We start from the raw sequence: 12,828 nt of genomic DNA, 5'->3' as shown, positions 1-12,828 counted from the left end.
ATGGTTAAAATATTTAAGTGGAGCAGCTTTTTTTCTGGAATTGCCGTTGTAGCCATGTTATCCGGATGTTCAAACTCATTGGAGGTTGTTCCAAAAGATCAGGTTTCAGATGCTACCCTGTGGACCAGTACCGGTAATGCCGATCTTTTTCTGAATAACATTTATGGTACAGTAACTGGTCCGTTTAACGTTGGCGATACCTGGGAGAATTTTTCCGACAATGCTATAAATGGCGTTGCCGGTGGCTACAGCGCCACCGTGTTTGCAGAAGGAAATTATACGCCATCCAACGCGCCCAGCCTTTGGGGTAATTATAACAACATCAGAAAAGCCAATATTTTTATTGAGAACGTCACCGCATCCGGTCTTGCAGATAAATGGAAAAATAGCAGGTTGGCGGAAGCCAGGTATCTCAGGGCGTACTTTTATGCCCAGCTATGGTCTTACTATGGCGGCGTTCCAATCGTTACCAAGGTTTTAAATCAAGCGAAACAAGGCGATGAAATATTCTATGCCCGGAATACTTTTGATGAAACCTTTAAATTTATTACTGATGAATTAAGCGCTATAGCCGGAGACCTGGTGTTAAAACCTGAATCCGGGCGCGTATCCCGGGGGGCCGCGCTTACTTTAAAAGCCTGGTGCGAGCTTTTTGCGGCCAGTCCGTTGAACAATGCCGCCAACGATGTGAAAAAATGGGAGCTTGCTGCCAAGACCTACAAACAGGTGATGGACCTGGGAGTATATGACCTGTTTCCCGATTATCGTACGCTGTTCCTGGAAGACAATAACAACAACGTAGAAGTAATTTTTGATAAGCCCTACTACCGGAATAACTCACAAACAGCTTTACAGGGACCGTCTTATGTGGGCGCAGATTATCGCGGCTACGGCCTTTCCAATCCTACCCAGGAGCTGGTAGACGAGTATGTGATGGCGAACGGATTGCCTATTTCAGATCCAAATTCCGGGTATGATCCAATGCACCCCTACATAGGCCGTGAGCAACGGTTTTATGACGATATCATTTACGACGGCGCCGAGTGGTTGGGTGTAGAAATGGTTATGAAACAAGGAGTAGGCAGCAAAAGCGCCACCGACCTAAGTAACCTGAACGAGGCAACGAATACAGGATATTACTGGAAAAAAATGATGGATCCGAAGTACGCAACGGTAGGTAATAGCCAGAACAGCGCTCACTTTATCCTGTTCCGTTACGCTGAGGTATTGCTAAGTTATGCAGAAGCGCAGAATGAATTTGCCGGGCCAGATCAATCTGTTTACGATGCTGTAAACAAAGTAAGGGAAAGGGTAAAGCTGCCGGAACTCAAAAAGGGTCTTGGTAAAGATGAAATGCGTAAGGCTATTCTCAGGGAGCGCCGTGTAGAGCTGTCATTAGAAGAAAAAAGATGGCTCGACCTGGTACGGTTGAAACAGGCGGATCAAAAGCTGAATGGCCCGCTGCATGCAGTTGTGATCAACCTGGTGAACGGGAAATGGCAATATAGCTATGTGCCGGCGCCAGGCGGGACACGCGCCTTCCATCCCGAAAAGAACTATTGGTTTCCTATTCCGCAGGATGCAATAGACAGGAATAGTAAACTTAAACAAAACCCGAACTACAACTAGGCGAATCTTGAAAATTAATTGCATATTCAGTAAAAAAATAATCATGCGTACCTTCCTTTTGTTCACATTTCCACTGCTGGCACTGCTTTTCGCCCAGGACAGTTTTGCGCAAAGCAAATCACTGACCATGGAAATAGAGTGGAATAAACCTTTGGTAAAAGGCAATATTAACCTGCGAAATGGGACTATTAAGGACATCCAGGTTGTGAAAGGAAAAGGAACGGTAAAGGGAAATGCCTTTGAGATAAAGGCCGCCCAAGGCGTGCGCCTGAAAATTAAAGTAGAAAATGTAAATCTTGCCGCCGGACCTGAACCAACGGTGATATCAGTTAAAACAGACGACCAGCCTTTTTCATTTTTTGCAAGGGATGTGAACAACAAGTACCCCATTTTTATACCAGGCTATAAGGTAGTGGTGCTGCCGGAGAATGATACAAGAGCGTACGACGCGGTTGAACGGGAAATTTTGCTGAGAAAGTCTAAAACGAAAGTGCAGCATATTGAAGAAGAAAAAGAAACATCTTTCGACGCTGCGGCAAAGGTTACCCGTAGCATGAGCGTGCCTACCTGGCTGGGCATCAGCCGGGATATGAGAATATTTGAGGTGTCGGAAAGCCTGCCGGATGCAGCCATAGGGGAAGCAAACATTATCTCTCCCAAACTTTCCTCCACCCCACTTCGTCTCAGGGAAACGAAAAATGACCCGGCCAACTATCTCTATGCTGTAGGCCGTGGAGTGGGCGTCCGGAATAATTTAACCCGGCGGTTGGAACAAGGTGTACTGCCTATTCTCAATTCCACACTGGTGGATGATGATGTGCAATATAATTCCACTGTATTCGCAGCGCTTGAAAAGTCGCCTCTTCATGCATTGAAAGGTACAGATTTCCTGGTGGCAGATCAGTACAGCGGCGGCCATATGTTTACAGAAGAACAATTGACGCAATTAAAGACCAGAACGCCTGCAGCACTGAATACCACGGAAGAAACTGTATTGATCTTCAGATCAAAGATCATCAATAACGGTGCAGTGCCCAGGTATGCCTGGTTTAAAACACCCCGGCCGGGTACAGGCTGGTGGAACGGGGTGAAGTATCAATTCGATGAAAAAAGCGGCTTCTCGGTTTATGATACCGGTACGGTTTTTTGTATATCCAAACTGAATGGAAAACCGTTGCCCAATGAGGAAATTTCAATATTGCTTCAACCGGGCGAACAGGCGGTCATTGAGTTTTATCTGCCCCATAGCCCTGTTTCCAGGGAAAGGGCCGCTGCCATGGCAGCCATAGATGTTGATCAAAAGCTCCGGGAGAGTAAGGACTTTTGGTTGGGTAAGCTGCAAAATGCCGCTCATATTGAAGTGCCGGAGAAAAGGATCAACGAAATGATACAGGCCGGATTGTTACATTTAGATCTGATCACTTTCGGAAATGAGCCCAACGGTACGCTGGCGCCTAATATCGGCGTTTATTCCCCTATCGCAACAGAGAGCGCTCCCATTATTCAATTTTATGCGTCCATGGGGAAAACGGAAGAAGCCAAACGTTCTCTCAACTATTTTTTAGATAAACAGCATGAAGATGGCTTCATCCAGAATTTTGGCGGTTATATGGTGGAAACAGGCGCTGCGTTATGGAATATCGGGGAATATTTCAGATATACCCGGGACCTGGATTGGGCGCGGAGCGTGAAGGACAAACTACTTAAATCCTGTAACTACCTGCTCGAATGGCGGAATAAAAATAAAAAAGAAGCGCTCAAAGGAAGAGGATATGGTATGATCGATGGGAAAGTGGCCGATCCGGAAGATCATTTTCACCAATTTATGCTCAACGGGTATGCATACCTGGGAATGAACCGGGCGGCGGAGATCTTAAAGGAAATAGCCCCAACCGCGTATAAACAGATAAGGTCAGAGGCGGATGCCTGGAAAGCAGATATCAGGCAGTCTTTTTTTAATGCCATGGGGTTATCGCCGGTTGTGCCCTTAGGCGACGGCACCTGGTGCCCTACGGCGCCGCCGTGGACAGAGGCCGATGGTATAAGGGCTTTTTATCAAAAACACGAAGCATTCTGGTCACATGGAACTTTTACAGCGCCCGACGCACTGTTGGGACCCTTATACCTGGTCTTCTGTGAAGTGTTGGATCCTTCGGAACCTGCTGCTGAAAGTATGCTCCGTTATCACAGCGAGCTTTTTTACCAGGGCAACGCCGCCTTTAGCCAGCCTTATTACAGCCGGCATAACTGGCTGCAGGCCAGGCTGGGTATGGTAAAGCCTTTCCTGAATACTTATTACCATACCGTATCGGCGCACGCAGACAGGCAAACCTATACTTTCTGGGAACATATGTATAAGGTTAGTCCGCATAAAACACATGAAGAAGGTTGGTTTTTGATGGAAACCCGCTGGATGTTGTACATGGAAAACAACGATACTTTGAATTTATTCAAAACCATTCCGAAAAAATGGCTCGAAGATGGACAAGCTATTGTATTAGACGGTGTACGCAGTTACTTCGGCAAACTGAATGTAAAAGCTGTTTCGCACGTCAACCAGGGCTTTATAGAAGCTGCCATCGGCGGAGCATTTACGAGGAAACCGGGAACAGTAACGATCCGTTTACCGCATCCCGAAGGGAAAGAACCTGTGACCGTTACCGGGGGCACTTATGATAAAAAGACGGGAATGATCACCATAAACGGGTTTACCGGCGATGCCAGGATAGTTGTACAGTATTAATGAAAGCATTTGAATAGTTGCATGGGAATTACAAGAAGAAACTTTATCAGGAACTTAGGCGGAACTACTGCTGCAGTGGCGGCAGGCAGCGGACTGGTATTAGCTGCACCTGGTCAAAACCGGCCACTGGCCAAGCCCCGGCATTTGCCGGCTCCGTCCGAAGACATCAGCTGGAAACTATTACGCGGTAGTTTCAAAATGAACTGGACGCTGGAACCCGCAGCAGGAAAATGGATAAAGGAAAACACAATAGCGGATAGCGTTCAGGGTACTTACCGGAGTAACGGCTACATATTGCAGATAGCAGTAAAAGAAAACGGGAAAAGATCCGCAATTGTTCAATTTAATATCCGGAGAGAAGACAAAGCTCATTTCCGTATGCATGCATATAAAATAGCATGCAATACCAGCCAGTCAGGGGTGTACAAGATCTTTACCCCTGGCTCCATGATGCAGCAAAACTACCAGATTGATCTACCATATGATTTTATTGCACATAGCCGGGCCGAAATTGATCAACCGGTCATTTGGATGCAGCAGACAGACGGTGCTAATACCTTTACACTAGGCTTGCTGGATCAGGTGCAATGCACTACGCTCCGGGGCACCACCTACCTGGGTAATGAAGGTGGCGAAGCGCCAGGCATCGCAAATAAATATGCAAGCGTATCGTTGGAAAGAATATTCGATGAACACAATGAGGTAACGGAATTTGCAGATGGATTGTATGCGGAAGCAGATGCGGACATCTCCTGGTTTCAATCGTTGATCAACTATAGCAAAGCCGCCGATCGCTTCACCGGATTTGACGGCAGGAGAAAAACCAGCGCCTGGGCATTGAACCCCGCATGGTCAACCTGGTACGCCCATGCAAGCGACATCAACCAGGAAATGCTACTTGAAGATGCCCGGCTGGCAAGGGAACTGGGAGTCACCACCATTGAAATTGACGCTGGCTGGAATACCAGGAAAGGAGTGAGTTATCATCTTGATGAAGACGGGGATTACTATTTTAATAAAGACCGTTTTCCGGATCCCGAAAAATTGATCAATGAGATGCATCTCAAAGGGATGAAGATCATTCTGCGTGTGGCCCCGTTAGTGATGGGCGTGAATGCAAACTCCCGGAAGAAACTGGAAAATTGCCTGCTGAAAGTAGACGGGAAACCAACTACCTATCTCGACCCAAGACTAAAACCAGTGGAAGACTTTCTGCTGAATGCGTGGGAGTACCTGTTTAGTTATTACAAGATAGACGGTATGTTTTATGATTTCCTGGAGATCCCGGAAAAGCCCGATCCGGTAAAGGGACCTGAAATACTTCATGACAACGTGCATACCGCCTATACGCATCTCATGAAGAAGCTATACGAAAAAGCAATAGCCATTCAGCCAGATGCAGTGATAGTACTTCGCCGGGGATCTGCGAACCTCAATGCAAAATCGTTTTGTACCCACATGTGGCCGCAGGATGTACCACAGGATTATAATATGAACCGGCGAGATGTGCTTTACTTAAAAAGCCTTGGCGACGGTATATTAACGCATGCGTGCAGTACCAGCTGGCCTGTTTCAGAAAGTGATATCAACGTAGCGAGGCATATGTCCAGCATTGTGATGGCGGGCGTTCCTTTCTTTGCATCATTGTTGAACCTGCTCACGGCATCGCATAAACGTATAATAAAAGCCTGGCTCTCCTTCTATGAAAAAAACAAAAGAGATCTGGTGATGGGGAAAATGAAACCTTTGTTGCCGACTCCTCCCTCTGCCGTGTTGTATACAAAAGGGGAGCAACAGGTCTTCATCGGTTTTTTTGAAGCCGTAACCGGGATGGTGGAAGTGGAAAATGTAAATACCATTACAATCATCAATGCATATAATAATCATACAGCCACCCGGCTGCAGGGCCTTTCGGGCAACTGGTCACTGGCAGTATATGATCATGCATGGGAGCCGGCCGGTTCCCGGCAGATAAAAGCGGATGAACAACAGGGCGTCACGTTAAACGTGCAGACTAAAACAAATTGCCATGTTGTAGTATTGAAAAAGATGTAAACTATACGATGGGAACAACAAATACACTAGACATTTTAACGATCGCAGGATACTTTATACTGATCCTGTCAGTAGGATTATGGTCCGGGCGTGGTAAGAAAGGCACCGCTGCGAATTATTTCGTGTCAAAAGGAACGCTCCCGTTCTGGGCCATAGGCGCCGCTTACGTGGCATCCGGATTAAATCCTGAACAGTTGATCGGGATGAATGGAATGGGATACCTTGTAGGATTGCCACTGGTGAATTCATATCTGATCGCCATTGTGGTGTACAGCGCGTTGATCTTCTTTTTCTTCCCGCTTTACCTGCGCAATAATATTATGACAATGCCGCAGTACCTGGGTTTCCGGTTTGATGTGAGGAGTCAGAATATTTTTAGCGTTTTATTATTATTGAGTTACATCCTGCTGAATTTATCTGTTGTATTATATGGCGGGGCAAAACTTTTCCAGGGCATTTACGGTGTGCCGGTATGGTTAGGCGTGCTGATCCTGGGCATAATAGCAGGCGCTTACACGATGTATGGCGGAATGAAATTCGTGATCAACGCTGCGGTGTTTGATTTTATGCTGGTATTTGCCGCCGGGGCCATCCTCTTTGTTTTGGGATATTTAAAATTAGATAATGGTTGGAGCGATGTTATGAAACACGCCCCGGGAGGATTTCACCTGATGCAGCCGGCGGATACGCCTGTAATGCCGTGGCACGCTGTTTTATTTTCGCTGTTTAACCTGCAGTTATTCTACTCCTGTATCAACCAGGCGCTGGTACAAAGAGGTCTTGGTGCAAAAACAGAATGGGATGTGCGCATGGCGATTGTGCTGGCTGCCATATTTGTATTGTTCCGGCCTTTCATTGAAATTTTCCCGGGTATGATAGCCAGGGCGTTGGCTTTTACTGGGCATAGCGAATTTCATATATCCCCCGGAGAAGTGGACAGCGTCTATCCTTTGCTGATCAACAATCTCATTCCTGCAGGGTTAAAAGGGCTGGTGCTGATTGGTACACTGGCCACGGTCATGTCTACAACAGCCGCTTTTCTCAATTCCATATCCACGCTGTTTACGTATGATGTTTATAAAAAATGGATCAATAAAGAAGCGGATGATAAAAAACTGGTAAGGATTGGAGCATTAACCACTCTTACGTTGATGGTGTTCAGTATTCTTTATGCGCCGGTGATTGAGCGTTTCGGAGGCATCTTTTTGTATTTTCAATCGCTCTCTACTTACCTGGCCGTACCTGTTGCCACCTGCTTTTTATTTGGCATGTTCTGGAAAAAGGCTACGCCCACAGCCGCTTTAACCGTAATGGTTGCGGGCATTCCACTAGGCGCGCTTATTCAGTTGCTGGTCATACCCGGTCTGTTTTCTGCGGAAACCATCAAGGCATACAGTCTCACGAATTTTTATGTGACCGGCGGTATTACCCAGTTCTTCTGCGCGCTGTTAATGATTGTGGTGAGCTTAAATACAAAACCCCGGGAACTCAGCGAGATCCGGTCCTACTTATGGACGCCCAAACTTTTAAAGCTCCCTGAAGGCGAGCCCCGGCGGCCATGGTGGCAGTCTGTCGGGTTGTGGTGGGGATTGATTGCGGTTATCTATACGCTATTTTATATCATTTTATGGTAAGGTTTTAAGCATACACAATGGAGCTACACGATACAACAAATAATAAAACGGTATTATGCCTGATGGCACATCCGGACGATGCAGAAATTTTAAGCGGCGGTACGCTGGCGTTGCTGGCCCATTGCGGGTGGAAAGTGGTCATTGCCACCATGACGCCCGGACAGGCGGGATCAACAGTGCTCAATGCGGAACAGATCAGCGCTGTTCGCAGAAAAGAAGCCGCAGCAGCGGCAGCGGTGATCAACGGAACCCACGCGTGTATGGAGTCGGAAGATGTTTTTATCATGTATGATAAGCCCACCCTGCTGAAGGTGATTGCGTTATTTCGCCGGGTACAGCCTTCTTTGGTTATTACCGCCAGCCCGAATGATTATATGCTGGATCACGAAATAACCAGCCAGCTGGCACAAACGGCTTGTATGGGTGCTACCATTCCCAATATCGACATTCCTGATCAGCCGGTCTTACACAGCGTTCCACACCTGTATTATGCAGATCCGGTTCAGGGGAAAGACCGGTTGGGCGCCGAAATAACCGGCGATATACTGGTAGATATTTCCAGCATAATGGATACCAAAGAGCAAATGCTGTGCTGCCACGAGAGCCAGCGCGACTGGCTACGTGCCATTTCCAAAGTAGATGAGTTTGTGTTGTTGATGAAAAATTTTTCTGCGCGTAACGGTCAGTTGATTGATAAGCAATATGCCGAAGGATACCGGCAGCACCTGGGTTTCAGCTATCCGCAAACAGATTTGCTGAGCGAATTGCTACCCGGTTTTGTTCACCGTAAAAAAACAAGCCGATGATAACGCAACGTCAACAGAACGGACTTTCTTTACTGGTGCTGGAGAATGGGTTGCTGCGCGTGGAGCTGGCTCCCGCATTAGGCGGTAAGTTCACAAGTATATACAATCAGCAACTGGCAAAGGAGTTTTTGTGGCATAACAAATCGTTGACCTTGGAAAAGCTCGCGCCTGGCGCAGATTATGACAGCAATTTCTGGGGAGGCATTGATGAACTGATTCCCAACGACATCCCGGAAGAAGTAAACGGCATTGTGTATCCTGATCATGGAGAGCTATGGACCACAGCGCTGGAGCATATCATTGAGGAGGACCGGGTCATCTTAACAGGAATGCTTCCCCGGTGCGGGCTATCTTATCAGAAAATAATCTCGCTGCAAAAAGAAGCCCCTGGCATTGATGTCACGTACAAGATCAAAAATACCAGCGGCGCCGTAAGGCATTTCCTATGGAAACTGCACGCCGCTTTACAGATTGCAACAGGCGACCGGCTGGAAACATCTGCTACCACCGGAGAAATTGTTTACCCTGAATCATCACGTTTTCCAACAGCGGGAAAGTTTGCGTGGCCGGAAATTGAGCAGGTAAATGTATCAGTAGTGCCACCTCAAAACAAGACCATGGATTTCTTTTACCTGTCAGGAGCAGAAGAAGGCAAGATGTCCATGATATCCGCCGGAGGCGATCATCGTTTCAGTTATCAGTATGATAAAGCGGTGTTTCCTTATCAGTGGTATTTTGCTTCTTACGGTCAGTTCAGGGATCATTACACGGCTATCCTGGAGCCGGCAACCGCTATGCCGGTCAGTGTAAAGGAGGCCGCCGCGGCGGGCCAGTGTTCTGTACTGGAACCAGGCGCAGCAATTAATACTTCAATAACCATTTATGCAGGAGGTAATATATGAAAATTGAATCCATAGACTTTTTTTATTTAAGTATGCCGGAGGTATTGGACATTGGTGACGGCAGCCAGGATGCGGCATTGGTACGCGTACGCGCAGGTGGACTGGAAGGTTGGGGAGAATGCGAGGCCGCTCCCTTGCCCACTATTGCCGCTTATGTATGCCCCATGTCGCACAGCGCTTGTAAACCGGTGAAAGCATCTGTAGAAGGGATGGAATTAAATACGCCCGGCGATATTTTAAAGATCAGCAAAAAGGTACACGAAAACAGTTTCGATCTATTGCAGGCAGATCATACGTTATCCGGTATTGATATCGCCCTCTGGGACCTGCTGGGAAAGCGCTTAAACGAACCTGTTTACAAGCTGCTCGGATATAAAAAGGCCCATTCCAAAGTACCTTATGCATCGCAGTTGTTTGGCGATACCGCAGAGGAAACTTATCAAAAGGCTGTACAGGCCCGGAACGCCGGGTACAAGGCCGTTAAATTTGGATGGGGCCCTATCGGGCGTAGTACCGCAGCAGTTGATGAAGCTCACTTCCGGGCAGCAAGAGAAGGATTAGGTAAAGAGCATTACCTGATGATTGACATTGGCACCTGTTGGGGAGAAGATGTAACGGCTGCAACAGCGCGGCTGCAGGCGCTCAAAGAAATAAATGCCTACTGGCTGGAGGAACCTTTTGCCAATATGGCGCTGGATGCTTATAGCCAGTTAGCCGGAAGCAAGCCACAGGTACCGCTTGCGGCCGGTGAGGGATGTAACAATTTTGTACAGGCGGCTGCCATGATCCATCATGCAGGTCTCCGGTTCGTACAAATTGATACCGGAAGAATAGGTGGAATTACGGCCGCCAAACGGGTAGCGGAGCTGGCCGTAAACAGGGGAATTACTTATGTTAATCACACATTTACTTCACACCTGGCATTAAGCGCATCGCTGCAACCCTATGCAGGGCTTGAAAATGATATTATCTGTGAATATCCTTTTGAGCCCAAACAACTGGCACTGGACATCACTGCCAACCAGTTGAGCATAAACGAGCATGGCACCGTCCATGTGCCAGACCAACCAGGATTGGGGCTGACAGTAGATCCGGAACGTATTCGTAAATATCTGGTGAACACCGAAATTAAAGTGAACGGAAAGATACTCTATCAAACCCCCAATTTATTATAACATATGACAGCACAATTTAAGCAGCAGGTAGCGGTGATATCCGGCGGAGCCGATGGACTGGGAAAAGCTATCGCACAGCGGCTGGCCGCTGGTGGCGCCAGGTTGGCGCTTTTTGACAGGAATGAAGAAAAGTTACAATCCACCGTTAGCGAACTCACCGCAGCGGGATATGATGCAAAAGGATGGCGGCTTGACGTAGCCCATGAACAGGATGTAATAAACGCGTTTGAAGCTGTGATACAGGCATTCGGGAAAGTGGATGTCATGGTTAATTCGGCAGGCATTGTAGGTGCCACCAATACATCCATCCTTGATTATAAAACGGAGGATTTTGATAAGGTATATGCGGTAAACCTGCGCGGAGCATTCCTGATGGCCAAATATGCACTGCAACACATGGTCCCCAACGGCTACGGACGCGTACTGTTAATTGCATCCATCGCAGGCAAAGAAGGCAATCCCTTTATGGCCGGGTATTCCGCCACCAAGGCTGGTGTAATAGGGCTGGTAAAGGGACTGGGCAAAGAGTTTGCCGATAAAGGAATCACCATTAACGGCCTGGCGCCGGCAGTGATCAAAACACCCATGAATGCAGATACCGCCCCGGAACAACTGGCATATATGACCAGCAAGATCCCCATGGGGCGCCTGGGCACAGTGGAAGAAGTAGCCGCAATGGTTGCATTCATCGTTTCAAAAGAAAATAGTTTTTCAACAGGATTTGTTTACGATATATCAGGAGGGAGGGCTACATATTAATGAAACAGCGCATAAATAAAACGGTCATTGTTCTGGGTGGCTCATCAGGAATCGGTAAAGCTACCGCCCACCGGTTTGCTGAAGAAGGCTGGCGGGTAATAGTGGCATCATCTGATAAACATAAAGCGGAAGCAGTCGGAAAAAGCCTGAAAGGCGAATTGAATCTGGCTATTGAGTTTGATGTAAGAAATGAGCAACACCATGTACGTTTGCTCGAAGAGCTGCGGCATCATGGTATTGATCATATAGACGTACTGGTAAACAGCATAGGCATCTCTGAAAGCTTCCCGGTATTGGAGAATGATTTTGATACCTGGGACAATTCCCTGCAGGTCATGCTATACGGTACCGTAAAAAGTTGCAGAACATTGGTGCCATTGATGACGGAAGGAGGGCGCATCATCCATCTCACATCTATTCACCAGGATCGGGTTGAGAAAGGCAGTTCTGCTTATGGAATGGCCAAAGCGGCAATAGCCCAATTTACAAGATCGCTGGCCCTGGAACTGGCAGACAGACAAATACTGGCCAATGCCATCGCCCCGGGATTCATTGATACACCGATGTCTATAAAGGAAAATGGAGAAAGCGAACTGAAGTCCACATGGTTTAATGATAACTATGTAAAATACGATCATCTGCCTTTGAAGCGGCCGGGATTGCCGGAGGAAGTGGCAGGCGTTGCCTATTTCCTTGCCGGTCCCGATGCTACCTATATAACAGGATCTGTTATCACTGTTGACGGAGGGCTTACGATTACATTTTGAAAACGCGGGAATAGCTGAACTTCTATCGTTTATTTAGACGTAACAGAACACTTCGGCCCGGCAAAAAATAATGAAACACCTGCAGGTCAGTACTTGCAGGTGTTTTTTTTCACCAATACTAAATCGTTGCCAACAACGATAACCCGCCTCGTAACCTGCTCGTTATAAGCTAATTTTGCTATTACCGGTATTTTTTAAAAAAAAGAAGGGAACCTATTTGGAATTAATAAATCCTGATGTATATTTGTCTACCAATTCAGTAGACTAATAAAAACTACTGCCACCATCACTACCTGTTTCCATTCCACTGATCAGGCTTGCTGCGGATGTAGCTGGCCATATGTAAAGAAATTAATGT

At 47.1% G+C, this 12,828-nt stretch carries 9 protein-coding genes; all 9 read left to right on the top strand.

Annotated elements, in window-relative coordinates; all coding sequences use genetic code 11:
- From ABR189_RS29655 to ABR189_RS29615, 9 genes are read left to right on the top strand one after another with little or no spacing between them, the layout of a single operon-like run.
- Complete coding sequence (locus tag ABR189_RS29655) at window positions 1-1,629, top strand: RagB/SusD family nutrient uptake outer membrane protein (protein ID WP_354664159.1); 1,629 nt, start codon at window positions 1-3, stop codon at window positions 1,627-1,629.
- A gap of 43 nt (window positions 1,630-1,672) precedes the next feature.
- Complete coding sequence (locus tag ABR189_RS29650) at window positions 1,673-4,372, top strand: hypothetical protein (RefSeq protein WP_354664158.1); 2,700 nt, start codon at window positions 1,673-1,675, stop codon at window positions 4,370-4,372.
- 21 nt (window positions 4,373-4,393) lie between these two features.
- Window positions 4,394-6,427 carry a TIM-barrel domain-containing protein gene (locus tag ABR189_RS29645; protein ID WP_354664157.1) on the top strand — a complete coding sequence of 678 codons (2,034 nt, stop codon included), beginning with the start codon at window positions 4,394-4,396 and terminating at the stop codon, window positions 6,425-6,427.
- Window positions 6,428-6,435: 8 nt separating this feature from the next.
- Window positions 6,436-8,061, top strand: coding sequence for an SLC5 family protein (locus ABR189_RS29640; RefSeq protein ID WP_354664156.1), 1,626 nt, complete (start codon window positions 6,436-6,438; stop codon window positions 8,059-8,061).
- A gap of 17 nt (window positions 8,062-8,078) precedes the next feature.
- On the top strand, window positions 8,079-8,867 hold the full coding sequence (locus tag ABR189_RS29635) for a PIG-L deacetylase family protein (RefSeq protein WP_354664155.1): 789 nt from the start codon (window positions 8,079-8,081) through the stop codon (window positions 8,865-8,867).
- Complete coding sequence (locus tag ABR189_RS29630) at window positions 8,864-9,769, top strand: hypothetical protein (RefSeq protein WP_354664154.1); 906 nt, start codon at window positions 8,864-8,866, stop codon at window positions 9,767-9,769. Before ABR189_RS29635 ends, ABR189_RS29630 begins: the two co-directional genes overlap by 4 nt.
- Entirely contained in the window at window positions 9,766-10,944 is a 1,179-nt protein-coding gene (locus tag ABR189_RS29625) for a mandelate racemase/muconate lactonizing enzyme family protein (RefSeq protein WP_354664153.1), read from the top strand. The genes ABR189_RS29630 and ABR189_RS29625 overlap by 4 nt, the downstream gene beginning before the upstream one ends.
- A gap of 3 nt (window positions 10,945-10,947) precedes the next feature.
- Window positions 10,948-11,703: an SDR family NAD(P)-dependent oxidoreductase gene (locus ABR189_RS29620; protein ID WP_354664152.1), complete on the top strand. Its 756-nt coding sequence runs from the start codon at window positions 10,948-10,950 to the stop codon at window positions 11,701-11,703.
- On the top strand, window positions 11,703-12,470 hold the full coding sequence (locus ABR189_RS29615; protein WP_354664151.1) for an SDR family NAD(P)-dependent oxidoreductase: 768 nt from the start codon (window positions 11,703-11,705) through the stop codon (window positions 12,468-12,470). Before ABR189_RS29620 ends, ABR189_RS29615 begins: the two co-directional genes overlap by 1 nt.
- The last annotated feature ends 358 nt before the right edge of the window (window positions 12,471-12,828 follow it).

It is taken from the genome of Chitinophaga sp. H8, from assembly GCF_040567655.1.
Taxonomy (GTDB): Bacteria; Bacteroidota; Bacteroidia; order Chitinophagales; family Chitinophagaceae; genus Chitinophaga; species Chitinophaga defluvii.
Note: the sequence above shows the minus strand (reverse complement) of the source record. Positions and strands in the feature narration are given on the sequence as shown.

Excerpts from the sequence above, each read along its gene's own strand:
- ABR189_RS29630 (WP_354664154.1), top strand. The coding sequence starts at position 8,864 with ATGATAACGCAACGTCAACAGAACGGACTTTCTTTACTGGTGCTGGAG.
- ABR189_RS29615 (WP_354664151.1), top strand. The coding sequence starts at position 11,703 with ATGAAACAGCGCATAAATAAAACGGTCATTGTTCTGGGTGGCTCATCA.
- ABR189_RS29655 (WP_354664159.1), top strand. The coding sequence starts at position 1 with ATGGTTAAAATATTTAAGTGGAGCAGCTTTTTTTCTGGAATTGCCGTT.
- ABR189_RS29625 (WP_354664153.1), top strand. The coding sequence starts at position 9,766 with ATGAAAATTGAATCCATAGACTTTTTTTATTTAAGTATGCCGGAGGTA.
- ABR189_RS29620 (WP_354664152.1), top strand. The coding sequence starts at position 10,948 with ATGACAGCACAATTTAAGCAGCAGGTAGCGGTGATATCCGGCGGAGCC.
- ABR189_RS29635 (WP_354664155.1), top strand. The coding sequence starts at position 8,079 with ATGGAGCTACACGATACAACAAATAATAAAACGGTATTATGCCTGATG.
- ABR189_RS29650 (WP_354664158.1), top strand. The coding sequence starts at position 1,673 with ATGCGTACCTTCCTTTTGTTCACATTTCCACTGCTGGCACTGCTTTTC.
- ABR189_RS29645 (WP_354664157.1), top strand. The coding sequence starts at position 4,394 with ATGGGAATTACAAGAAGAAACTTTATCAGGAACTTAGGCGGAACTACT.
- ABR189_RS29640 (WP_354664156.1), top strand. The coding sequence starts at position 6,436 with ATGGGAACAACAAATACACTAGACATTTTAACGATCGCAGGATACTTT.